16 protein-coding genes are annotated in these 24,038 nt (G+C 72.1%); 13 read left to right on the top strand and 3 right to left on the bottom strand.

What is annotated here, in order from left to right; all coding sequences use genetic code 11:
* From OG946_RS00610 to OG946_RS00600, 3 genes are read left to right on the top strand one after another with little or no spacing between them, the layout of a single operon-like run.
* The gene (locus OG946_RS00610) at positions 1–1,116 is read left to right on the top strand and encodes an aldose 1-epimerase family protein (protein ID WP_326800103.1); all 1,116 of its coding nucleotides are present in this window, start codon (positions 1–3) and stop codon (positions 1,114–1,116) included.
* Positions 1,109–3,610: a glycoside hydrolase family 95 protein gene (locus tag OG946_RS00605; protein ID WP_326794178.1), complete on the top strand. Its 2,502-nt coding sequence runs from the start codon at positions 1,109–1,111 to the stop codon at positions 3,608–3,610. The genes OG946_RS00610 and OG946_RS00605 overlap by 8 nt, the downstream gene beginning before the upstream one ends.
* Positions 3,611–3,644: 34 nt before the next feature.
* Positions 3,645–5,939 carry an Ig-like domain-containing protein gene (locus tag OG946_RS00600; RefSeq protein ID WP_326794177.1) on the top strand — a complete coding sequence of 765 codons (2,295 nt, stop codon included), beginning with the start codon at positions 3,645–3,647 and terminating at the stop codon, positions 5,937–5,939.
* A gap of 112 nt (positions 5,940–6,051) precedes the next feature.
* Here the strand turns inward: OG946_RS00600 and OG946_RS00595 are convergent, their stop codons facing one another.
* Complete coding sequence (locus OG946_RS00595; protein WP_326794176.1) at positions 6,052–7,986, bottom strand: glycoside hydrolase family 127 protein; 1,935 nt, start codon at positions 7,984–7,986, stop codon at positions 6,052–6,054.
* A gap of 35 nt (positions 7,987–8,021) precedes the next feature.
* Positions 8,022–8,753 (bottom strand): GntR family transcriptional regulator, encoded by a 732-nt coding sequence (locus OG946_RS00590; protein ID WP_326794175.1) that lies wholly within the window; start codon positions 8,751–8,753, stop codon positions 8,022–8,024.
* Positions 8,754–8,951: 198 nt separating this feature from the next.
* Between OG946_RS00590 and OG946_RS00585 the strand changes: the two genes are divergently transcribed.
* Genes OG946_RS00585 through OG946_RS00545 form a run of 9 tightly spaced genes read left to right on the top strand, consistent with a single transcriptional unit; the run spans position 8,952 to position 20,081 of the window.
* Positions 8,952–9,914, top strand: a complete 963-nt coding sequence (locus OG946_RS00585; RefSeq protein WP_326794174.1) for a dihydrodipicolinate synthase family protein — start codon at positions 8,952–8,954, stop codon at positions 9,912–9,914.
* Complete coding sequence (locus tag OG946_RS00580) at positions 9,904–11,901, top strand: ABC transporter substrate-binding protein (protein ID WP_326794173.1); 1,998 nt, start codon at positions 9,904–9,906, stop codon at positions 11,899–11,901. Before OG946_RS00585 ends, OG946_RS00580 begins: the two co-directional genes overlap by 11 nt.
* A gap of 12 nt (positions 11,902–11,913) precedes the next feature.
* Complete coding sequence (locus OG946_RS00575) at positions 11,914–12,915, top strand: ABC transporter permease (protein ID WP_326794172.1); 1,002 nt, start codon at positions 11,914–11,916, stop codon at positions 12,913–12,915.
* A gap of 7 nt (positions 12,916–12,922) precedes the next feature.
* A complete protein-coding gene (locus tag OG946_RS00570; RefSeq protein WP_326794171.1) occupies positions 12,923–14,098 on the top strand; it encodes an ABC transporter permease in 1,176 nt (391 codons plus the stop codon).
* Between the two features lie 17 nt (positions 14,099–14,115).
* On the top strand, positions 14,116–15,261 hold the full coding sequence (locus tag OG946_RS00565; protein WP_326794170.1) for an ABC transporter ATP-binding protein: 1,146 nt from the start codon (positions 14,116–14,118) through the stop codon (positions 15,259–15,261).
* Positions 15,258–16,319, top strand: a complete 1,062-nt coding sequence (locus tag OG946_RS00560) for an ABC transporter ATP-binding protein (protein ID WP_326794169.1) — start codon at positions 15,258–15,260, stop codon at positions 16,317–16,319. Before OG946_RS00565 ends, OG946_RS00560 begins: the two co-directional genes overlap by 4 nt.
* A complete protein-coding gene (locus OG946_RS00555; protein WP_326794168.1) occupies positions 16,316–17,407 on the top strand; it encodes a sialidase family protein in 1,092 nt (363 codons plus the stop codon). The genes OG946_RS00560 and OG946_RS00555 overlap by 4 nt, the downstream gene beginning before the upstream one ends.
* The gene (locus tag OG946_RS00550) at positions 17,404–18,825 is read left to right on the top strand and encodes a DUF5060 domain-containing protein (RefSeq protein WP_326794167.1); all 1,422 of its coding nucleotides are present in this window, start codon (positions 17,404–17,406) and stop codon (positions 18,823–18,825) included. The genes OG946_RS00555 and OG946_RS00550 overlap by 4 nt, the downstream gene beginning before the upstream one ends.
* Positions 18,822–20,081: a DUF5605 domain-containing protein gene (locus OG946_RS00545; RefSeq protein WP_326794166.1), complete on the top strand. Its 1,260-nt coding sequence runs from the start codon at positions 18,822–18,824 to the stop codon at positions 20,079–20,081. Before OG946_RS00550 ends, OG946_RS00545 begins: the two co-directional genes overlap by 4 nt.
* A gap of 28 nt (positions 20,082–20,109) precedes the next feature.
* Here the strand turns inward: OG946_RS00545 and OG946_RS00540 are convergent, their stop codons facing one another.
* Positions 20,110–21,597 carry an ABC transporter substrate-binding protein gene (locus OG946_RS00540; protein WP_326794165.1) on the bottom strand — a complete coding sequence of 496 codons (1,488 nt, stop codon included), beginning with the start codon at positions 21,595–21,597 and terminating at the stop codon, positions 20,110–20,112.
* 337 nt (positions 21,598–21,934) lie between these two features.
* On the opposite strand from OG946_RS00540, the gene OG946_RS00535 reads away from it, so the two are divergent.
* Entirely contained in the window at positions 21,935–24,028 is a 2,094-nt protein-coding gene (locus OG946_RS00535; protein WP_326794164.1) for a hypothetical protein, read from the top strand.
* The last annotated feature ends 10 nt before the right edge of the window (positions 24,029–24,038 follow it).

Below are 24,038 nucleotides of genomic sequence, written 5' to 3'. Positions count from 1 at the left end.
ATGCACGGACGGGAACTGGGCGCCCGCGACCTGGCGGCGCGCGCCGGGGACATCGCGGCGGCCGGCGGCGTACGCCTGGTGACGCTGGCGGACGGCGCCGAACGGGGCATACGCGCTCTGGAGTTCCGCACCGGCAGCGGGCTGGCCTTCGACGTGCTGGTCGACCGCTGCATGGACATCGGCGCGGCAGAGCACTCCGGCCGGGCGTTCGGCTGGCGGTCGCGCACCGGCTTCCGCCACCCCGGTCTGCACGAGCACGGCGACGAGGACGGGCTGTCCTGGCTGCGCTCCTTCTCGGGCCTCACGGTCACCGGCGGGCTCGACCACACCCTCTTCGGCGGCGAGGTGGACGCCACGGGGTACCGCTACCCGCCGCGCGCCACCGTGCGGCACGGCCTGCACGGTCGCGTCGCCAACCTGCCCGCCCGGCTCACCGGTTACGGCGAGCGCTGGGAGGACGGCGCGACGGGGGAGCGGTGCGTGCTGTGGGCCGAGGGGCAGGTGCGCCAGGCCGCGGTGTTCGCCGAGAACCTCAGCCTCACCCGGCGCATCGAGGCCGACCTCGGCGGCGACGAGATCCGGCTGATCGACACCGTCGTGAATCCGGGCTTCGAGCCGATGCCGCACATGTTCCTCTACCACGTCAACCTCGGCTGGCCGCTGCTCGACGAGGGCAGCCGCTTCGTCGCGCCGGTGGCGGAGACGGTCTGGGAGTCCGGCAGCGTGGCCGAGCAGGGCGTCGGCCACCGGACCCTGCCCGCGCCGCTGCCGGGCTTCACCGAGCAGGTCTACGAGCACCGGCTGCACGCGCTGCCGGGCGGCCGGACCGGTGCCGCCGTGGTCAATGACCGGCTGGGGTTCGCGGTGAGCCTCGAATGGTCCCCGTCCGCCTTCCCCTGCTTCTTCCAGTGGCTCAACCTCCGCGCCGGCGACTACGCCGTCGGCCTGGAGCCCTCCACGCACCACGTGGCGGGGGACGCCGCCGCCCGTGCCGACGACAGCATGATCTGGCTGGCGCCCGGCGAATCCCGCAGCTACCGCTCGGCGTTCCGTGTGCACCGCGGCGCCGAGTCCATCGCCGCCCTCGACGCCCGACTGGAGCCGCCCCGTGTCTGACGACCGGACCGAACGGACCCACCGGACCGACCGGACCGAAGGGAACGAGCGCAACGACGGCCACCGAGCGAACGACGTGCCCGGACGAAGCGAGCGGCCGAGCCCGTCCCGGCGCCGCGTCCTGGCCGCCGCGGGCGCCGGCGCGGCGGCGACGGCCCTGCCCGCCGCCCTGCCCGCGACCGCCGCCCGTGCCGCCGACGGCGGCCACGGGCCCAACCCGATGCGGCTGTGGTACGCGGCGCCCGCCGCCGAGTGGCTCGAAGCCCTGCCCGTCGGCAACGGCCGGCTGGGCGCCATGGTGTTCGGCCGCACGGACACCGAGCGGCTCCAGCTCAACGAGGACAGCCTGTGGGCCGGCAGCCCACACGACTACGCCCGCCCCGACGCCGTGAACCACCTCGCGGAGATCCGCCGGCTGGTCGTGGCGGAGAAGTGGCACCAGGCGCAGCAGCTCGCCGACGCGCATTTCCTGGGCACCCCCTCCGAGCAGGCGCCCTACCAGGTGCTCGGCGACCTCGAACTCGCCTTCACCGGCGGCGGCGAGATCTCCGGCTACGAGCGCGAACTCGACCTGGAGAGCGCGGTCACGCGCACCCGCTACACCCGCGACGGCGTGCGCTTCACCCGCGAGGTCATCGCCAGCACCCCGGACCAGGTCATCGTCGTCCGGCTGACCGCGGACACCCCGGGCGCCATCGGCTTCACCGCCCGCTTCACCACCCCGCAGCAGGCGAGCGCGGCCACCGTGGACGAGCGCACCGTCGCGCTCGACGGCGTCAGCGGGGAATGGGAGGGCCGCGCCGGCGCCGTCCGCTTCCGCGCGCTGGCCCAGGCGGTCCCCGAGGGCGGCACGGTGCACAGCGCCGACGGCGCGCTGACCGTGACCGGCGCGGACGCGGTCACCCTGCTGGTCTCCATGGCCACGAGCTACCGCTCCTACAAGGACGCCGGCGCCGACCCCGCCGCCCGCGCCCGCCGCCATCTGGAGCCGGCCGCCCGGACCCCGTACAAGGAGTTGCGCCGCCGCCATGTGGCCGGCTACCGGCGGCTGTTCACCCGCGTCGGCATCGACCTCGGCACCTCGGACCGCGTTCGGCTCCCCACCGACCAGCGCGTCCCGCTCTTCGCCGACGGCGGCGACCCGCAACTCGCGGCGCTGTACTTCCAGTACGCCCGCTACCTGCTGGTGTCCTGCTCCCGTTCGCCGGGTCAGCCCGCCAACCTGCAGGGCCTGTGGAACGAGAGCATGACCCCCAACTGGGAGTCGAAGTACACCCTCAACATCAACTTCGAGATGAACTACTGGCCGGCCGGCCCGGGCAACCTCGCCGAGTGCTGGGACCCCGCCGTCGACATGGTCCACGAGCTGGCCGAGTCCGGCGCCCGCACCGCCGGGGCGCTCTACGGCTCGCCCGGCTGGGTCGTGCACCACAACACCGACGGCTGGCGCGGCACCGCGCCGGTCGACTACGCCTTCTACGGCCTGTGGCCGACCGGCGGCGCCTGGCTGTGCCTCGTGCTCTGGGACCACTACCTGTTCACCGGCGACACCGCCGCCCTCGGCCGCAACTACCCGGTCATGAAGGGCGCGGTCGAGTTCTTCCTCGACTTCCTGACCGAGGACGCCCGCACCGGCTGGCTGGTCACCAACCCCTCGCACTCACCGGAGGTCGGCCACCACGAGGACGAGGGCGAGAACGTCAGCATCTGCGCCGGCCCCACCATGGACATGCAGCTGCTGCGCGATCTGTTCGACGCGTTCCGCGACGCCGCCCGCGTCCTGGGCCGCGACCGCCGTCTTGCGGAGCGCGTCGCCGAGGCTCGCGACCGGCTCGCCCCCAACCAGGTCGGCTACCTCGGCCAGATTCAGGAGTGGCTGGAGGACTGGGAGGAAGCCGCGCTGGTCAGGCACCGGCACATCTCCCACCTCTACGGGCTCTTCCCCAGCTCCCAGATCGACCCCCGGCGCACCCCCGAACTGGCCGCCGCAGCGCGCACGTCGCTGGAGCTGCGCGGCACCTCGGGCACCGGCTGGTCGCTCGCCTGGAAGATCAACATGTACGCGCGGCTCCTCGACCGCGACCTCGCCTACCGGCGGCTGTCGGAGCTGCTGACCCCGGCCCGTACCGCCCCCAACCTCTTCGATCTGCACCCGCCGTTCCAGATCGACGGCAACTTCGGCGGTATGTCCGGCATCACGGAGATGCTGCTGCAGAGCCACGCCGACGAGATCGCGCTGCTGCCCGCGCTCCCCGAAGCCTGGCCCGCGGGTTCCTTCCGCGGGCTGCGGGCGCGCGGCGGCTTCGAGGTCGACCTCGTGTGGACGCCGGCGGGGGTGGCGCACGCCGCGGTGCGCTCCCTGCTCGGCAACCCCGTCCGGATCCGCACGCCCCATCCCGTGCGGGTGGACGGCGTGTCCGTGGAGCGTCCGGAGGCGCACGTCGTGGCCTTCGGCACCCGCCCGGGCGGTGAGTACGTACTGCGAGCCGCATGACCCACCGCTCACTCGATGTGGAGGAGTAGCGAACGTGAAGGACGCAAACGGATCAGGCACGCGGACCGGACCCCTGGGGCGCCGTACCTTCGTCACCGCATCCGGTGCACTGCTGGGCTCGGTCACCCTCGGCGGCGGTCTCGCCCACGCGGCGGGCGGCCCGGGGACGGCCGGCGGTGCCGGGGACGCCGCCCCGGCCGCCGCCGGCCCACCGGCGTTCCCCGGTGCCGAGGGCGGCGGCAGGCACGCCACCGGTGGCCGCGGGGGAGAGGTGTACGAGGTCACCACCCTCGCCGACGCGGGCCCCGGCTCGCTGCGCGACGCCGTCTCCGCGGGGAACCGCACGGTGGTCTTCCGGGTCTCCGGCACCATCGAGCTGGAGGGCGGCCTCGACATCACCGGCTCCAACATCACCGTCGCCGGCCAGAGCGCCCCCGGCGGCGGCATCTGCGTGGCCGGGAACGAGACCGAGATCAAGGCCGACAACGTGATCCTCCGCCATCTGCGCTTCCGCGGCACCGACCGGATGGGCACGCCCATCGACACCTTCAAGATGGAGGGCCGCCGGAACGTGATGATCGACCACTGCTCGTTCAGCTGGGGTGTGGACGAGACCTGCTCCCCGTACGGGAACCGCAACGTCACCGTGCAGTGGTGCATCATCGCCGAGGGACTGACGATGTCCGCGCACGAGAAGGGCCGCCACGGCTACGGCGGCCTGTGGGGCGGCGACGACGTCACCTACCACCACAACCTGCTGATCCACAACGGCGGTCGCAACCCCCGTTTCAGCTTCGTCGAGGACGTGCCGCTGCGCGCCGACAGCCGCAACAACGTCATCTACAACTACGGCTACACCTCCTGCTACGGCGGCGAATGGGCCAACGGCATCAACCTCGTCGCCAACTACTACAAGCCCGGTCCCGACACGCTCGCGGAGATCGCCCCCGTCATCGTCTCCCCCGACCGCGGCGGCAGCTGGCACGTCAGCGGCAACGTCATCGAGGGCCACCCCGACGTCACCGAGGACAACATCCTCGGCGTCGACATCCCCACCGGCGGGATCACCCTGCTGACCGAGCCTGTCGAGCTGTCCGAGCCGATCGAGCAGCAGTCGCCCGAGGACGCGTACGAGGCAGTGCTCGCCGGCGCCGGCGCCACCGTGCCGCGCCGCGACGCCATCGACGCCCGGCTGGTGGCCGACGTGCGCGCGGGCACCGGACGTATGATCAACTCCCAGTCCGAGGTGGGCGGTCTCGTCCCGCTCGCCGCGACGCAGGTCCCGGCGGACAGGGACCACGACGGCATCCCCGACACCTGGGAGCGGGAGCACGGCCTGAAGCCGTCCGACCCGGCCGACGCCGCGGCGATCGACCCCGAGACCGGCTACAGCCATCTGGAGCTGTATCTGAACTCCCTCGGCCGCACCGGCGCGCCCAACCCCGCCGCCGGCATCCTCGCCCCCGCCAGCCACACCGTCCTGACCAGTGAGGCCGGCGTCCACGACATCGTCGTGGAAGCGGAGGCGACGGCCCACCAGAGCGCGGAGATCGCCGTGCTGGAGTACTACGCCGGCGCGACCAAGATCGGCGAGACGACCGCCGCGCCCCACCGGATCACCTGGGCCGACGCGCCGGAGGGCACCCACTACCTGACCGTGCGGGCCACCGACTCCACCGGCACCGCCACCACCTCCACCGGCGTGCCCGTGCACGTCAACCGCGTCACCGACGTCGGCCCCTGGACGTCCGCCGACATCGGGGACGTGCCCATCCCGGGCGCCGCGGCGGTGGATGAGGACGGCGTCTTCACCGTGCGCGGCTCCGGCCGGATCAGGGGCCGTACCGACTCCTTCCACTTCGTTCACCAGCAGATCGAGGCACCGGACGACGAGGTCGTGGAGATCATCGCCCGGGTCGACTCGGTCAGCGCGGTCTACTCCGACGTCCTCGGCGGCATCATGATCCGGGAGAACCTGACCGAGGACTCGCCCTTCTGCCTGATGGCCGTCGCCGTCTCCTCCGACGGCCTGGTCGGCGTCTGCAAGCGCATCGCCGCCACCGGCGAGGAGATGAGCGTCGGCACCTACCCCTTCGAGGAGGGCGAGGTCCTCGACGACCGGCCGTACTGGCTGCGGCTGACTCTCCGCGGCGACGAGTTCACCGCGGAGATCTCACCCGACTCGCTGCAGTGGACGCGCGTGGGCTACGAGCGGATCGCGATCGGGCCCGCGCCGTACGCCGGGCTCGTGGTCGACGCCAACAAGGAGGCCAACGACACCGCCAACTACACCACCGTGCAGTTCAGCCAGGTGCGCGTCAACCACTGAGCGCCCTGCGGGCGGCCGTCCCACCGCGTGTCACGCAGTATGGCTTCGTGCGCGGTGGGGCGGCCGGGGCCGCGGTGTGGCGGGGGTGTTCTCTCGTTCAGCCAGGTGCGCATCAACCACTGACGAACGGCACCCACACCCGCATCGCGCCGTCACCGCGGTTGTCCCACTGGAAGTAGGGCACCGCGGTGACGGACGTCCGGCAGCGTGAGTCCTCGGCGTACGGCCCGCCGTGCGTGCGGTACGGCAGCCCGGCCTCGTGGGCGCCGCCGAGGGCCAGCCCTGCGGCCCGCAGCAGCACCGTGCGCCCGACGCCCGCCAGATCGGCGTGCTCGACCTCCTCGAACGCCACGCCCAGCGGCAGCGCCAGGTCGTCGACCTCGGCGCCCTCCTCCTGGTCGGCCTGCTCGAAGCAGTAGACCAGCGGCCCGCGTTCGACGGCCGCGCTGCCGCGGAGGGCGTCGATGCGCGGGTGCGGCACGGTCAGCCGGGGGGTGAGGTCCAGATGCAGCACGAGCTGCTCGCCCGCCCGCCAGTCCCGGCTCACCACCGCGTACCCGTGCTCGTCCGGCGCGGCGTCGAGCCGCGCGCCGTCGGGCGTCTCCAGCGTCGTCCGCGCGCTCCACGGCGGTATGCGCAACGCCAGCGCGAACGGGCCGGCGGGGGCCTCGGTGATGGTGATCGCGACCCGGCCGTGCCAGGGGTAGTCCGTCTCGACCCGCAGCCCCAGCCGCCCGCCGGCGAAGGGACAGGCCAGCTCCATCGGCGCGTACTGGTGCAGATGGAACGTCGGCACGCCGGCGTGCTCGGAGACGGTCGCCGCGTAGTGCTCCAGCGAGGCGACGAGACGGGTGACGGCGGGCGGGCAGCAGGCCGAGAAGAACCACTCGTCGCGGCAGCGCGGATCGCCCACCGCCTCGGCGTGGTCGGGGCGCCGGGTGAGCGGGTTGCCCTTGTAGTACGTCCTGCCGTCGGTGGAACGGGCCGCGCTGAAGGCGTTGTAGAGCGTGCGCTCGATCAGGTCGGCGTACCGGGCCTCGCCGGTGGCCAGCAGCAGCCGCCAGCTCCACTGGATGCTCGCCGCCGAGGCGCAGGTCTCGTTGTACGACAGGTCCGGCGGCAGCTCGTAGCGCTCCCCGAAGACCTCACCCACCTGGCGCGAGCCGAGCCCGCCGGTCAGCGACGTCTTGGCGGCCGTCATGTCCTCCCAGCGGGCGACGGACGCGGCGAGCAGCTCCTCGTCGCCCGTCTCCACGGCGACGTCGACGACGCCGGCCTCCAGATAGAGCCCGCGCACGGCATGGCCGGTGAGCGTCGGCGCGGTCCGTACCGGCAGATGGTCCTGGCGGTGCATCGTGCCGTGCTTGTGCCGGCCGACCAGCCCGTGGCCGCGGCGCTCGACGAAGGCGGCGGACAGCTCCAGATAGCGTTCCTCGCCCGTGACCCGGTACAGCTCCACCAGCGCGGTCTCCACCTCGGGGTGACCGTCGAGGCCGGGGCCCGGGCCGGGGAGGAAGACGTCGGCGAGATGGTCGGCGAACCGCCGGGCGACGGCGAGCAGTTTCGTGTCGCCGGAGCTGCGCCGGGCGGCGACCGCGGCCTGGATGAGATGTCCCGCGCAGTACAGCTCGTGGCTGTCCACGAGCTGCGCGTAGCGCCGCCCGGGCGCCGCCACCTGGTAGTGGGAGTCGAGATAGCCGTCGTCCTGCTGGGCCCGCTCCAGCAGCAGTGCGGTGCGCCCGGCGAAGTCCGCGAGGGCTTCGTCGGGAACCTCCCGCAGGTGCCAGGCGGCCGATTCGAGGACCTTGTGCACGTCGGAGTCCATGTACACCGGGCCGCGGAACTCGCCGTCCGCCTCGCCGGCGGCGATCCGGAGGTTGCGGAGGTTGCCGGCCTTCTCCAGCCACCCCACCGCGAGCGGCAGGCTGACGCGGCGGTTGACGTCCTGCCACTGCCGCAGCGGGCCGCCGGTCAGCTCGGCGTGCTCCAGGCGCAGGGGCCGGTGCGCCGTACGCGCGCCGGGGGAGGGGACCGCGGGTCCTTCCATGGCTGCTTCTCCTGTCACGTACGGGAGCGGGCGAGTCACATCCGGGGGCGGGCGAGAAAGGCGATGGTCTGGTCGCGCACCCGCATGATGTGGGCCTCCAGCAGGTCCCGGGCGGCGAGCCGGTCGCCGCTCTCCAGGGCGTCGACGACCGCGCGGTGCTCGGCGACGGCGGTGCCCAGCCGGGACGCGGTGATGGGCGCCTCCATGCCGGTGCGGGTGACGTGGATGCTCAGGTGCAGATCGTCGTGGAGCTCCAGCAGCCGGGGCAGGCCGCCGAGCTCGACCAGGGCGCGGTGGAAGCGGCTGTCGTTCTCCCGGAACTCGATGTAGCGGCTGTGGTCCTCAAGGGACGCCTGGGCCAGCACCTCGGCCTCGTCCACCAGCTCGCGCAGGCGCGCCGGGGACTCGCGGTCGGTGCGCTCGGCGAAGAGCCGCAGGCTGTGCGACTCCAGCATGAGCCGCAGCTCGAACAGCTCGTAGAGGCTGGAGAGCGACGGGATGGCGACGGTGAAGCCGGCGGTCGGCTCGTACGCAAGCAGCCCGCGCTCGTAGAGCCGGCCCACCGCGCTGCGGACGGGGGTGCGGCTCATGCCCAGCCGGCGGGCGAACTCCCGCACCGGCACCGGCTGCCCGGGGGCGGGGTTCTCCTTCGTCAGCCAGTCGACCAGGGCCTGGCGTGCGCGGGCCTCCAGGCTTTCCTCGGAGTCGGGCGGTCCGGATGCCGACGCCGGCCCCTTCTGGGCCGCCGCCGTTCTCGGTGGGGTCATAGCCGCCTCCCTGCGCTCCACGACTGCCGGCCGGGCCCTGCCCCCGGTCGGCTCTGGCCAGCCTATGGTATGCCGCTGGTCGACCGGCAGTGGGTGGGTTCTGTCGACCGCAGCAAATTCCTCACGCACGGGGGTTGACGGTCATTTTACGCCCGGTCAACATTCATGGCATACCACTGACATGCCTATGGGGTGCCTATGCCCGTCCCGAAGCTGCACGGCATCATCGCACCGGTCGTGCTGCCCATGACGAAGTCCGGAGGGGTGGACGCGCCATCGCTGGAATGCCACCTGCAGCACCTCTTCGCCGCCGGCATCCATGGGCTGTGGATGAACGGCACCACGGGGGAGTTCCACGCCCTCGACGCCGAGGAGCGGGCCGCCGCCGTGCGGGTGGCGGCGGAGACCGCCGCCGGCCGGGCGCCGGTCGTCGCCCACGTCGGTGACGCCGCCACCGGGCTGGCCGTACGGCACGCCCGCGCGGCCGTCGCGGCCGGCGCCGACCAGGTCTCCGTCATCGCGCCGTACTTCACCGAGTTCACCCGTGAGGAACTGCGCGACCACTACCGCCGGATCGCCGACGCCGTCGGCTTCCCGATCTACGCCTACCACATGCCGCGGCTGACCAAGATCGGTCTGACCGCGGACTGCGTGCTGCAGCTCGCCCAGGAGGGCGTGCTCGCCGGCATCAAGGACAGCGACGGCGACCTCACCTGGTTCCGTCAGCTCGTCCGCCGCGCCGCCCGGACGGGCGTGGAGTTCCGGTGCTTCACCGGGGACAGCAGCATCAGCGACGTGTCGCTGCTGGTCGGTGCCGCCGGAGCGACCTCTTCCGTGGCCAACGTGACACCGCGGCACCTCGTCGCGATGTACGACGCCGCCCGCGCCCAGGACTGGGTGCGGGTGCGCCGCATGCAGGACCGGCTGGAGGACCTGCTGGAGGCGATGCGGCTGGCCCGCCGGGCTCCGACGCTCTCCTCGGTCGTCAGCACCTACAAGTTCGTCCTCGCCACCCTCGGCCGCATCGAGGCAGACCACGCCGCGGCGCCCCTGGCGCCGCTCGACGAGGACGAGAAGGCACGCCTCGTCTCGACCGTGGTGCCCCTGGTCCGCGAGCTGGAGTCGGCGGCACACGCAAAGGAGCGTGGAGATGACACGTGAGGGCAAGTACCGCCCGTTCGTCGCCAGACGGCGGGTTCTGCAGACCGGCGCCGGGCTGATCGTGGCGTCGGCGGTGCCCGGCTGCGGCTTCTTCGACACCGACCCCGCGGACGAGAGCGGTGCGGGCGGCGGCGCCAAGGGCAAGGAGGCGCCGATGCTCAGGGAACGGGTCGAACAGGGGAAGCTGCCCAAGGTCGCGGAACGCCTCCCCGACAGGCCGCTCGTCGTCGAGCCGCTGGACAAGGCGGGCGTCTACGGCGGCACCTGGCATTCGGCGATGCTGACCGAGGAGGACATCCCCTGGCTCAAGATGACCATGGGGTACGAGCCGCTGCTGCGCTGGTCGCCGAAGTGGGAGGGGTCGGCCGCCACCGAGATCCTCGCCAACGTCTGCGAGGAGTACGAGGTCCTGGGGGGTGGCCGGGAGTACGTCTTCACGCTCCGCCGCGGCATGAAGTGGTCCGACGGCGAGCCGCTGACCGCCGAGGACTTCGACTTCTGCTTCAACGACTACCAGGTCTACCCCGACCTGCACCCGGACGCCATCTACGAGCTGTGGCTGAACCGGAACGGCGAGCCCGCCCGGTTCGTCAAGGAGGACGACCACACCGTCCGCTACGTCTTCGCCGAGCCGAAGGCGAACTTCCTGGAGCAGATCGCCGGCCTGCACGGCCTGTACATGTTCCTGCCCAAGCACTTCCTGGAGCAGTTCCACCTCAAGTACAACAAGAGCGCCGACAGCGTGGCCAAGAAGAACGACATGGCCAACTGGGTCGAGTTCCTCCCCCTGCGGCTGGAGCACTGGGTCTACCCCGACGTGCCGACCGTCAACGGCTGGGTGGCGCAGAACGCGGTCGGCGTGGGCAGCAACGTCGTCGCCGAGCGCAATCCGTACTACTGGAAGACCGACCCCGACGGCAGCCAGCTGCCGTACATCGACAAGGTGGTCTGCGAGGTCGTGCAGGACGTCGAGGTCGAGGTGCTCAAGGTCTCCAACGGCGACCTGGGCCTGCAGCTGTACAACTTCGGCACGGTGCGCAACAGGCCCGTGATCTCCCGCAACCGGGAGTCCGGCGACTACCGGATGATCGAGATGCTGCCCGACGACGTCAACACGCTGATCATCGGGTTCAACCAGACCCACCCCGACCCGGCCAAGGCGCGGATGTACGGCAACAAGGACTTCCGCATCGGCCTGTCGCACGCGATCGACCGCAAGAAGATCATCAACACCCTGCACGGCGGCCAGGGCATCCCCTGGCAGTGCGCGCCCGTCCCCGGCACCGACCTCCACGACGAGGAACTCGGCAAGCAGTACACCGAGTACGACGTCGACCTCGCCAACGAGTATCTGGACCGGGCCGGCTTTCGCGAGCGCAACGGCGACGGCATCCGGCTGCGCGAGGACGGCAGCCCCGTCAAGTTCCACGTCCTCGTCGCCTCCGAGTACCCCGACCAGGTCGACGCCCTCGACCTGGTCAAGGCCGACTGGCGCGAGGTCGGCGTCGACATCACCGTGCAGCGGATGGCCGAGGAGCTGTACTGGGTACGGGTCGAGGCCGGCGAGAGCGACGCCTCCGTCTGGACCGGCGGCTCCTTCGACATCCGCACCGGCGCCGGCGGCAACCACTACTACCTGCCGTCCAACCCGCGCGGCTCCTCCCGCTTCGGCGGCGAGTGGGCCGCCTGGTACACCCGCCCCGGCAAGGACGGCACCGAGCCGCCGGCCCGGATCAAGCGGCAGCTGGAGCTGTTCGACCAGATGCGCATGACGTTCGACCGCGCCAAGGCGACCTCGCTCGCCCGGCAGATTCTCGAGATCACCAAGGAGGAGTTCTACTACCTCGGCATCAGCACCATGCCGCCCGAGTACGGCATCGTGAAGAACGACTTCCGCAACGTGCCGGAGAAGCTCCCCGGGGCGGGCGCGTGGCAGGCGCCGGGCCCCGCGCGGCCGGAGCAGTTCTACATCGCCGACGAGGCCTGACGGGCGGGCGCGATGCTCTCCTTCCTCGTCCGGCGCGTCGGCCTCATGGTCGTCACGCTGTGGGCGGTCTCCCTCGCCACCTTCGTCATCATCAACCTGCCTCCGGGCGACTACGTCGACACCCTCCAGGCGCAGGCGGACGCCCGGGGCGAGTTGATGAACGACGACCAGATCGAAGGGCTCCGGTCGCGATACGGGCTCGACGAGCCGTTCTTCGCCCAGTACTGGAAGTGGATCTCCGGAATCATCTTCCACCTGGACTTCGGCCAGTCCTTCGGCTACGAGATGCGGCCGGTCGGCGACCTGATCTGGGACCGGGTGGGGCTGTCCTTCTTCCTGTCCATCTCCACCATGCTCTTCGCCTGGGCCGTCGCCTTCCCGATCGGCATCTACTCAGCCGTACGGCAGTACTCGGCCGGCGACTACACCGCCACGTTCTTCGGTTTCGTCGGCATGGCAGTCCCCGAGTTCATGCTGGCGCTGATCCTCATGTACATCGGGATGCGCTACTTCGGGCAGAGTCCCGGAGGGCTCTTCTCCCCCGAGTACCAGGATGCGGCGTGGAACCTGGGCAAGGTGCTGGACCTGGCCTCCCATATGTGGCTGCCGATTCTGATCATCGGCATTTCCGGCACCGCGGCCACCATCAGGATCACCCGGGCGAACCTGCTGGACGAGCTCTTCAAGCCGTACGTGGTCGCCGCCCGGGCCAAGGGGCTCCCCGAGTGGAAGCTGCTGCTGAAGTACCCCGTCCGGATGTCGCTCAGCCCGTTCTTCAGCACCGTCGGCTGGCTCCTGCCGGCGCTGATCAGCGGCGAGACGATCATCTCGATCGTGATGAGCCTGCCCACCACGGGGCCGCTGCTGCTCACCGGGGTGGAGAGCCAGGACATGTATCTCGTGGGCAGCTTCGTGCTGATCCTCAGCGCGCTCACCGTCGTCGGCACGCTGCTGAGCGACCTGGCGCTGGCCTGGTGGGATCCGCGCATCCGGCACCGGTACGAGGGAGGTTAGGCCCCGCATGCTGCTGAAATCCCGGAGGCACAGGCCGTCCGGCGGATCCGGGGAGCCGCCGGCGGAGGAGGACGCACTGCCGCAGGCGGCGGACGGCGATCCCGAACTCGGCCGCGCCTCGCAGTGGCGGCTGGTCTGGCGCAAGTTCCGCCGCCACAAGCTCGCCGTCGCCGGCGCGGTCGTCGTGCTGATCGTCTACTTCGTGGTCGCCTTCGCCGAGTTCCTCGCGCCGTCCTCGCCCCGCGCCACCGACGAGCGGATGACGTACGCGCCGCCGCAGACGGTCAAGGTCGACGTCAGCCTCGGCGGCGGGATCGACTTCTACGTCAACGGCTACGAGACCCACCGCGATCCGGAGACCTTCGAGCTGATCCACACCGAGGACCCCGGCAAGCGGATCCCGGTGAAGTTCTTCGCCCGCGGCGACGGCTACGACATGTGGGGGGTCCTGCCCTGGGACCGGCACCTGTTCGGTGCCGTCCACGCCGACCAGGAGGTCTACTTCCTGGGTGCCGACAGAGCCGGGCGGGACCTGCTCTCCCGCATCATCCACGGAGCCCGGGTCTCGCTGTCCATCGGACTGGTCGGCGTCGCGGTCAGCTTCCTGCTGGGGGTCTTCTTCGGCGGTATCTCCGGCTACTTCGGCGGCACCCCCGACAGTCTCATCCAACGGATCACCGAGTTCCTCATCGCCGTGCCCACACTGCCGCTGTGGCTGGCGCTGTCGGCGGCCGTGCCACCGGACTGGGGCCCGCTGATGCGCTACTTCGCGATCACCACGATCCTGTCGGTCGTCGGCTGGACGGGGCTCGCGCGGGTCGTACGCGGCCGGTTCCTCTCGCTCCGCGAGGACGACTTCGTCGTCGCGGCCAGACTCGACGGCTGCTCCAGACCCCGGATCATCTTCCGGCACATGGTGCCGTCCATGTCGAGCCACATCATCGCCTCGCTCACCATGGCCGTGCCGGCGATGATCCTCGGTGAGACCGCCATGAGCTTCCTGGGCCTCGGCCTGCAGTCGCCCGCCGTCAGCTGGGGCGTGCTCCTGCAGGAGGCGCAGAACGTGCGCACCGTCGAGACCGCGCCCTGGCTGATGCTTCCCGGCGTCGCGGTCTTCGTCACCGTCCTGGCCATGAACTTCGTCGGGGACGGCCTGCGCGACTCCGCCGACCCGTACAAGTAGCCGCAGAGGGAGAAGCCGTGACCCAGCCCCTGACGAAGGCCGCGACCCGGCCGGGGACCGAGACAGTCCTGCGGGTGCGCGGGCTGCGCACGCACTTCGCGCTCGACGACGGCGTGGTGAAGGCCGTGGACGGCGTCGATCTCGACATCGTCCGCGGGCAGACGCTGGCCGTGGTCGGGGAGTCGGGGTGCGGGAAGAGCGTGATGGCGCGCTCCATCCTGCGGCTCGTGGACCGGCCCGGCCGCATCACCGGCGGCGAGATCTGGGTGAGCCGGCCGCCGGACGGCGAGACGGATCTCGTCTCCGCGGACGAGCGCACCCTGCGCAAGGTCCGTGGCAAGCGCATCGGCATGGTCTTCCAGGAGCCGATGACCTCCATGAGCCCCATGCACACGCTCGGCAACCAGATCGGCGAGGCGATCGTGCTGCACGAGCGGGTGACGAAGAAGGAGGCGCGCAAGCGCACCATCGACCTGCTCGGCCGCGTCGGCATCCCCGCCCCCGAGCGCCGCGTCGACGAGTATCCGTTCCAGATGAGCGGCGGCATGCTGCAGCGGGCGATGATCGCGATGGCGCTCTCCTGCAACCCCGAGCTGCTCATCGCCGACGAGCCCACCACCGCCCTGGACGTGACCACCCAGGCCCAGATCCTGGACCTGCTGCGTTCGCTGCAGCAGGACTTCGGCATGGCGGTCATGCTCATCACGCACGACCTGGGCGTCGCCGCGCAGATGGCCGACCAGGTCGCCGTGATGTATCTGGGTGCCGTGGTCGAGCGCGGCGACGTCGTCTCCGTCTTCCGCACGCCCCGCCACCCGTACACCAAGGCGCTGCTGCGCTCCATCCCCAAGCTCGGGGCCCGTTCGCGCGAGCGGCTGACGCCGGTGCGCGGCATGGTGCCGCACGCCTACCGGCGTCCCGCCGGCTGCTCGTTCCACCCGCGCTGCGACGAGTTCATGCCGGGCCGGTGCGACGTGACGGAGCCGGGCGCCACCCCGGGGCCGGAGCCCGGCCGCGAGGTGCGCTGTCTGCGGTACGAGAGCCAAAACGCAGCGAACGCAGCGAACGCAGCGAACGCAGCGAACGCAGCGAACGCAGCGAACGACGCGAACGGCGCGGAGCCGCCCGCGGACGACAGCCGCGACGAGAGAGGACGGGCATGACCACCGGCACCGCCGCCGCGGCGGACACCGCCGAATACGCCGAAGACACAGCGCTGCTGACCGCGGAGGGCCTCACCAAGCACTTCCCCATCCGCCGCGGCCTGTTCGGCCGCACCGTCGGCGCCGTGCGCGCGGTCGACGGCGTCGACCTGCGCATCCCCGCCCGCCGCACGGTCGCCCTCGTCGGCGAGTCCGGCTGCGGCAAGAGCACGCTCGGCCGCTGTCTGCTGCGCGTGCACGAGCCGACCGCCGGCCGCATCCTGTACGCCCCGGACGGCGGTACGCCCGTCGACCTCGCCGGGATGAGCGAGCGGGCGCTCGCCCCGTACCGCACCCATATCCGGATGGTCTTCCAGGACCCCTACGCCTCCCTCAACCCCCGCATGACGCTGCTGCAGATCGTCGGCGAGCCGCTGCGGGTGGGCCTCGGCCTGACCGGCAAGGACCTGGAGGAACGGGTCGCGGAGTTGCTGCGCCGGGTGGGGCTGCGGCCGGAGTACCTGCGGCGCTACCCCAACGCGTTCAGCGGCGGGCAGCGGCAGCGCGTCGGCATCGCCCGGGCGCTGGCGACCCGCCCGCGGCTCGTGGTGGCCGACGAGGCGGTCAGCGCCCTGGACGTGTCGGTGCGCGCGCAGATCCTCAACCTGCTCAAGGACCTCCAGGACGAGGAGGACCTGACCTACCTGTTCATCTCGCACGACCTGGGAGTCGTCGAGTACATGGCCGACGAGGTCGTCGTCATGTACGCCGGCCGGGTCGTCGAGACCGGCGCGACCGACGAGCTGTACGGCGCGCCCCTGCACCCGTACACCGAGGCGCTGCTGTCCGCCGTGCCCGACCCCGACCCGACGGCCCGCCGCCGGGAGCGCATCGTGCTGCGCGGCGAGGTCGCCGACACCTCCCGGGTGCCGTCCGGCTGTGCGTTCCACCCCCGCTGCTTCTACGCCCGCGACCGGTGCGCCACCGAGGTGCCCGCGCTGCGCGAGATCGGCGGGGGCCGCACATCCGCCTGCCACTACGCCGAGGAACTGACCCTGAGGGGAGTGAACGCGCTGTGACCGACCCGCGATTCGACGGGGTGGTACGGCGCTCGCCCACGGACCCGGCGCTCGGCGAGGCGCTGCTGCCGGTGCTGCACCCGGGCGACAGCCACGCCGCCAACCTGCTGGAGCTGGACGACGGCGACCTGCTGTGCACCTGGTTCAACGGCCCGCAGGAGGGCGATCCGGGCACCGGCGTCGTCGTCTCCCGGCTCGCCGCCGGCGACACGCGGTGGTCGGAGCCGGAGGTGCTGGCCGCCGACCCCGAGCGGTCGGAGCAGAACCCCGTACTCGCCCGGGACGCCGCCGGCACCGTGTGGCTGTTCCACCCCTCCAACACCCCGCACGACCAGAAGACCGCGCGGCTGGTCATACGCACGTCGGCCGACCGCGGGCGCACCTGGAGCCCGCCGCGCACCCTCATGGAGGGGCCCGGCATCTTCGTGCGCAACCCCCCGCTCGTCCTCACCGACGGCTCCTGGCTGCTACCCGCCTACTGGTGCCGGCCGGAGGGGGAGCACAGCGTGGCGATGATCAGCGAGGACGGCGGCACGACGTGGCGCGGGCACGACCTGCCGGACAGCGACCACCTCGTCCAGATGACCGCCGTGCAGCGCGACGACGGCAGCCTGTTCGCGATGTTCCGCAGCCGCGCGGCCGACCGCATCCACAGCTCCGAGTCCTTCGACCTCGGCCGCACGTGGCGGCCGCTGACGAAGACGGAACTGCCCAACAACAACTCCGCCGTCCAGCTCGTCCGGCTGGCGAGCGGCGCGCTCGCGCTCGTCTACAACGACGCCTCGCTGGAGCGCGACCAGTTCCGGTGGGTCGGCGAGGGCGCGGGCCGGCGCAAGAAGGCGGTGCGCACGCCGCTGACGGTGGCGCTCTCCGACGACGGCGGACTGACCTGGCCGTACCGACGCGACGTGCAGACGGCCGACGAGGAGTACCGCGACAACGAGCTGGGCTACTCCTACCCGAGCATCCTGCAGACCCGCGACGGCCGGCTGCACCTGGCGTACTCGTTCCTGCGAAAGACGATCAAGTACGTACGGCTCGACGAGGCATGGATCCGTGCCGCGGGCGTACGGGACGACCGCCCGTGACCGTCGAGCGGTGGGGCGTCCACGAGCTGGCGCTGACCGGCCCCGCCGACGGCAACCCGGACGCCGAGGTGCGGCTCGGCGCCGAGTTCCAGCACCGCAACCGCATCGTCCCGGTCGACGGCTTCTACGACGGCGACGGCCGCTACCGCATCCGCTTCATGCCGGACGCGGAGGGCGAGTGGCACTACGTCACCCGCTCCTCCGCCGCGGAACTGGACGGCGCGCGCGGCTCCTTCACGTGCGTGCCGCCCGCCCCCGGCAACCGCGGCCCGGTGCGGGTGGCCGGCACCCACCGGCTGTCGTACGCCGACGGCACCCCCTACCTGCCCCTCGGCACCACCTGTTACCACTGGACCCACCTGGACGATCACGAGCGCGAGGAGCAGACCCTGCGGTCGCTGGCGGCCTCGCCGTTCACCAAGGTGCGCATGTGCCTGCTGCCGACGAAGGGCATGGTGCCGCCGCACCTCGTCTTCGCCGGCGACAGCCCGGACACCCTCGACCGCACGCGCTTCAACCCCGTCTTCTGGGCCCACTTCGAGCGCCGACTGCGCGACCTCCTCGCGCTCGGCATCCAGGCCGACGTCATCCTCTTCCACCCGTACGACGACGGGTTCTGGGGGCTGGACCGGATGTCGCGCGAGGAGGACTTCTTCCTGCTGAAGCACACGCTCGCGCGGCTGTCGGCCTTCCGGCACGTGTGGTGGTCGGTCTCCAACGAGTACGACTTCAACACCTGCAAGACCGTCGAGGACTGGGACGCGCTCGGCCGGTTCATCCAGCGGCACGACCCGTACCAGCGGCTCCGCTCGATCCACAACGGCACCCGCATGTACCAGTACGAGCGAATCTACGACTTCGGCAAACCCTGGATCACGCACCAGAGCATCCAGCACTGGGACGCCCGGCTCACCGCCGGCTGGCGGGACTCCTGCCCCAAGCCGGTCGTCGTCGACGAGATCGGCTACGAGGGCACGGCCGACCGGCGCTGGGGCAACCTCAGCGGGCGGGCGCTCGTCCGGCAGTTCTGGCACGCCGCGGTCGCCGGCGGCCACGTCACCCACGGTGAGGCGTATCCGGACGCCGGCCGCGACGGCACCACCTGGATCTCCGGCGGCGGCCGGCTGCGCGGCGAGAGCGTGCCGCGGATCGCCTTCCTGCGCCGGCTGCTGGAAGAGGCGCCGGCCGACCTGCCGCGGGCGCGGCGGGAGGGCACGAGCTGGCTGGAGTACTTCGGCGGTCCCACGCAGTCCGCGTACCGCGACGTCGAGCTGCCGGCCGGCGGCGAGTACCGCATCGAACTGATCGACACCTGGCAGATGACCGTCACCGAGCTGGCCGGCGTGCACCACGGGCGGGCCCCGGTGGAGCTGAAGGGACGCCCCGACATGGCCGTGCGGATCCGGAGGACGCGGTGAGCGGGACGGACCCGGGACGGACCGCAGGTGCGGCCCGGACGGCGGAGCGCTGGGGCGTCTTCGAACTGCCCGTCGCCGGGCCCGGCGACGAGGTGGTCTTCACCGACGGCGGCGGACGCCGCTTCACCGCCGCCGCGTTCACCGGCGACGAGGGCGCCCACCTGGTGCGCTTCATGCCGGACGCGGAGGGGGAGTGGCACTACCGGTCGGCGGAGACCTCTGGCACGTTCACCTGTGTGCCGCCGGCGCCGGGCAATCACGGCCCGGTCCACGTCGCCGGCGAGCGGAGCTTCCGGTACGCCGACGGCCACCTCTTCCACCCGGTCGGCACCTCTGTCGGCGACGCCGGGCGGGCGACGCTGCGGACGCTGGCGGACGCCCCGTTCAACCGAGTACGGCTGCTCGGATCGGCGGACCTGCCGCTCGGCGTGCTGGACGAACAGGTCGCCGCCCTGCTGGCGCTGGGCATCGAGGCCGAGGTGGATCTGGCCGGGCGGTTCGGCGCGGACCCCGGCGGCGGGGACGGCGCGCGCACCGCGGGCATCGCCGAGACCGTCGCCCGGCTGGCCGCGTACCGCAACGTGTGGTGGCGGGCGCCCCGGGACCCGGACGCCCAGACCACGATCCGCGAGCACGACCACGGCCACCGGCTGCTGACGGTCCACGGCGGCCCCGCCACCGACTTCGGCGCCCCCTGGATCACGCACGCGAGCCTGCGGCTGGAGGACCCGCACGCGGTCGCCGGTCTCGGCGCCGCGCTCGGCAAGCCGGTCGTGGTCGACGACTGCGGAGCGGAGGGCGACGGGCCCGTACCCGGGCGGAGCCTGACCGCGGCGGAGCTGGTCACCCGCATCTGGGAGGGCGTCTGCCAGGGCGGGCATGTCACCCATGGCGAGGCGTACGGGACGCGGCCCTGGCTCGTACACGGTGGCGGGCTCGCGGGCGAGAGCGCGCCGCGGCTCGCGTTCCTGCGCGGCATCCTCGACGACGCACCCCCCGGTCTGGTGCACGACCCGGTCTACTACGACGCCTCGACGCTGGTCGCGCCGGGGGAGTACTGGCTGCAGTACCTGGGCGCGCACCGCTACCCCTACCGCCGCTTCGAGCTGCCGCCCGGCGGCTGGCACGTCGAGGTGCTGGACACCTGGCGGATGACGGTCGACCCGCCGCGTCGAGCGGCCGGCGGTCGCGTCGAGGTGCAGCTCCCGGCGGACCCGTACTGCGCTATACGGATCCGCCGGGCACCCGGGGCCTGAGCCGCGAGCGGCCCCGGGTGGTCTGGGGTCACCAGTCGAAGCCGGCCTCGGACTGGGTCCTGATGTAGTTCGGGATGTCGACGGTCTCGGTGATCGTCAGCGCGGAGGACACCTGGAGCCCGTCCTTGAGGACGTGCTGACGGAAGACCATGTACAGCGGGAGGTCCCAGTACTCGGTCTGCTCGTAGCCGTGCACCACGGCATTGCTGCCCCAGAACACGCCGGAGGTGTCGATGCCGTCGAGCGCGGGGGACTCGCTGCCGAAGGCGTCGACCACGGCGTCGGACTGCAGCGTGGGCTTGATGCCGTGGGCGGCCAGCGCGCTCTGCGCCTCCTCGGAGACCAGCCACTTCACCACGGCGAGCGCCTGGTCCTTCTTGGCCGACTGTGGTGGCAGGAACGCGGCGAGGGAGTTCGGCTGGTACGTCGAGTCGTCACCGCCGCCGAGCACGGGCACCGAGACGAGGCCGAGTTCGACGTTCTCGGCGTTGCGGCGGTACTCCTCGCGGTCGTCGGCGTGGATGTAGATCTCGTTCAGCGCGTAGGAGTTGAACTTCCACAGCGTGTCCACCGCCATCGCCACGTGCCCCGTGGTGAAGAAGTCGTCCACGGTGGTGAAGATGTTCCGCGGGATGAACAGGAAGCGCTCCAGGTTGGCGCCGAGCCGCTGCCAGCCCTCGGAGGTGATGTCGACTTTCACGTCGCCCGGTGCCGGGTTCTCGCTGCCGGTGGGCAGGAAGGGGTAGAGCCCGAGCTGGTTGAAGTCCAGGTAGTTGTCCGGGTGCTGCAGATAGCCCTTGTAGGCGACCAGGTCCTCTTCCCGGGTGAGCTGGCGGGCCAGCCGGTACGCCCGGTCGTAGGTCGTCCCGTTCTCCGGGTAGTCCGTCCCGAAGCGGTCGAAGACCTTCTTGTTGTAGAGCAGCACGAAGTCGTCGACGAAGAGCGGCACGCCGTAGACGCCGCCGTCCGAGCGGGACTTGACGATCTCGACCGCGGCCGGGTCGAGCGTGCCGAGGTCGATGCCGGCCGGGCCCAGCTCGTCGCTGAGGTCGCGCAGCCAGCCGCGCGGCTCCAGGTCGCGGTCGATCCGGCGGCGCGGGTCGTCGATGACGATGTCGGGGACGACGCCCGCCGCCTCCAGGTCCTCGTAGCGGACCGGCTGGTCCCAGGTGGTGACCTTGAACTTCACGTCCGGGAACGCGGCCCGGAGCCGGCCGCCGATGACCGTTTCGAAGAACCCCTCGACCTCGAACGGCTTGTAGTTGACGAGGAAGACGAACAGCTCGTCGTCGCAGACCTCGAAGGGTTCGTCATAGCGGTTGGGGACCGGCGTGCAGACGGCGCCGGAGCTGGTGGCATACCGGCTGTTCGTGCCCTGAGAGGTCTGTGCGCCCGCCGTGCCCGCGGACACGACCGGCCCGCCGGCGAGCGCGGCGGCGCCCGCGAGGGCGCCTGCGGTGAAGTTCCTGCGGGTCAGCCTGCGGGCGCCCCGCTCGGCCTTCGGGCCCTGGCTCATGGTCACACAGCTCCTTGGAGAAGAAGAGTCGGTCGGGTGTGACGTTCATTTGTGGGATAGTGGCATACCAACTGAATGCCACTATCCTGATGGGCGGCGCGGGCGTCAACACCCGTGCACGGGCCGCCTCATGGAGCGGCGGGACCAAGGCCCTGTCTGACAAATCCCACCTGCGTCGCGACGCCTGGCACGCTCGCTGCGTTGTCGGGATCGACCGAATAGGCCCACTATGCGGTCGACCCTCCGCCTTGCGATCGCACGCACCAGACGCCGCGACGCCCGCCCTGAGGGCGGACGGCGCTATTTGCCAGACAGGACCTAGGCCGGAGGGAGAACCGTGGACGGGACGGCGGCAGGGCAGGAGCTGCGGCTACGGGCGGAGGACATGGTCCTCGGCCTGACGCGGCAGGACGGGAAGGTCCTGCTGGAGCTGCGCCGTACGGGGGAGCGGGAACCGTACTTCCGCGCACCGCTGGACGCGATGCTGGCCGTCTCCACGGGGCGGCCCTGGGCTCCTGCGTTCCCCGGCGTGCGCGAGCCGGAGGTACGGCGCACCGCGGTCGGGCTCGCCGTGCACTGCGTGGTCGGGCCACTGGCCGTCGAGGTGGACCTCGCCGCCGGGGACGGAGCCCTGCACGCGGACGTGACCTGGCGGAACCCGTCCGCGGATACGATCGGGGACCTGGCCGTCGGCCTCGCGCTCCCGCTGCCCGCGGCGCCGCCCGAGTCCGTGACGCTGCCGCAGGTCCTCTACCGCGGCAACCCGTCGGCCGACCCGGACCGCACCGTGCCCAGGCTCCGCCCCGCCGCGGGCGGCGCGCCCGGTGCCCCCGGCGGCGCCGCGTGCGGCGGCCTCGTGGTGGAGGAGCACCGGCTGCCGGTGCCCTGCGTGCACGCGGAGTGGCCCGGACCCGCCGGCACCCGCTTCCTGACGATGTACGCCCGCACCCCCGGCGACGGCTCCCTCGGCGCCCTGGCCGGCGCGCACACGACCCTGCTGGCGACGAGCGGGACGCTGATGTTCGACGGCGTCCCGGACGTGGCGTACACCCACAAGTCCACCACCTCCGCCCGCCCGCGCGGATACCGCGAACTGGCCCCCGGCGCCGCCCTGACCACCCGCCACGCGCTCCGCTGGGGCCGGCCCGCCCGGCCCGGCCACGGCTTCCGCGACATGGTGCACCACGGCCTGCGCCGGTACGCGCCCGGCGGTGCCCGCCCGCTGTCCCTCGACTCGATCATCGAGCTGAAGACGGCGGCCCTGGACCGCCGGTGGCACGAGGACGGCCGCGGCACGGCGGGATACGTGAAGTTCACCGGCTCCGGGCACGTGCCCGGCTTCCTGTACGGCTGGACCGGCCAGTGCCTCAGGCTGGCGTGGTGCGACGCGCGCCTCGGCCTGGAGCACGGCGACGAGCGCCGCCTGGAGCGCAGTCGGCGGGCCGTGGACTTCTACCTCGCCGGCAGCGCCGCCGGCGCGCCGCCGGGGCTGCGGATGAGCTTCCACCGCCTCGACGACGGCGGGTGGACCGCGTTCGAGCGCAACGGCCGCCCGTTCATCTCCGCCCGCGCGTTCGGCGACACCCTCGGCGACCTCGCCGACATCGTCGCGCTGCTGCGCGGCCACGGCCGCGCCGTCCCCGGGCACTGGACCGAGGCCCTCGACGAGGGCCTCGACGCCGTCTGCCGCGGCGTGCCGCCCGGCGGCGTGGTCCCGCTCGGCTGGCGGACCGACGGCTCCGCGTACCCCGGGCCGCCCGGCGCCGGGGGACTGCCGTGCGTGCTCGCCCTGCTGAAGGCGGAGCGCGCAACGGGCTCGCGGCGCCACCGGGAGACCGCCGTGCGGCTGCTGGAGCGCTACCACGAGCGGCATGCGGACGACTTCGCCACGCCCTTCGGCCACGCCACCCTCGACGCGGCGTGCGAGGACAAGGAGGGCGGCATGGCGTTCTTCCAGTGCGCGTACGAACTGCTGCTGCTCACCGGTGAGGACCGCTACCGCGACTGGGCGGAGGCTACGGCCGACTGGCTGCTCACCTGGGTCTACCAGTGGAACCCGCCGCAGCCGCCCGGCTCTCCGTTCGACCGGTGCGGCTTCGACGTCACCGGCTGGCCCGGCGTCAGCGTGCAGAACCACCACGTGGACGTCTTCTTCCCGGTCCCCGAGCTGGCCCGCTTCGGCGCGCTGGCCGGCCGTCCCGAGTACACCGAGCTGGCCGGCATGGTGATCCACGCCTTCGGCCAGGGCATCTGCACCCGGCCCGGCGAGTGGGGCTTCGACGACCCCGGCGAGCAGGCCGAGGGCTTCTTCCCCACCGACTGGCAGGAGCACGGCAGCAGCAACACCTGGAACCCGTCGTGGGTGACGGCGCACGTGCTCTCCGGCGCCCTGCGGCTGCGTGATGCGCCTGCGGCGGCCGGCGGGCGCTGAGCGGCTCCGC

Source organism: Streptomyces sp. NBC_01808, assembly GCF_035917395.1.
GTDB lineage: Bacteria > Actinomycetota > Actinomycetes > Streptomycetales > Streptomycetaceae > Streptomyces.
This window is presented reverse-complemented; position numbering and strand designations above follow the sequence as displayed.

Excerpts from the sequence above, each read along its gene's own strand:
- OG946_RS00580 (WP_326794173.1), top strand. The coding sequence starts at position 9,904 with ATGACACGTGAGGGCAAGTACCGCCCGTTCGTCGCCAGACGGCGGGTT.
- OG946_RS00560 (WP_326794169.1), top strand. The coding sequence starts at position 15,258 with ATGACCACCGGCACCGCCGCCGCGGCGGACACCGCCGAATACGCCGAA.
- OG946_RS00540 (WP_326794165.1), bottom strand. The coding sequence starts at position 21,597 with ATGAGCCAGGGCCCGAAGGCCGAGCGGGGCGCCCGCAGGCTGACCCGC.
- OG946_RS00590 (WP_326794175.1), bottom strand. The coding sequence starts at position 8,753 with ATGACCCCACCGAGAACGGCGGCGGCCCAGAAGGGGCCGGCGTCGGCA.
- OG946_RS00575 (WP_326794172.1), top strand. The coding sequence starts at position 11,914 with ATGCTCTCCTTCCTCGTCCGGCGCGTCGGCCTCATGGTCGTCACGCTG.
- OG946_RS00570 (WP_326794171.1), top strand. The coding sequence starts at position 12,923 with ATGCTGCTGAAATCCCGGAGGCACAGGCCGTCCGGCGGATCCGGGGAG.
- OG946_RS00585 (WP_326794174.1), top strand. The coding sequence starts at position 8,952 with ATGCCCGTCCCGAAGCTGCACGGCATCATCGCACCGGTCGTGCTGCCC.
- OG946_RS00595 (WP_326794176.1), bottom strand. The coding sequence starts at position 7,986 with ATGGAAGGACCCGCGGTCCCCTCCCCCGGCGCGCGTACGGCGCACCGG.
- OG946_RS00610 (WP_326800103.1), top strand. The coding sequence starts at position 1 with ATGCACGGACGGGAACTGGGCGCCCGCGACCTGGCGGCGCGCGCCGGG.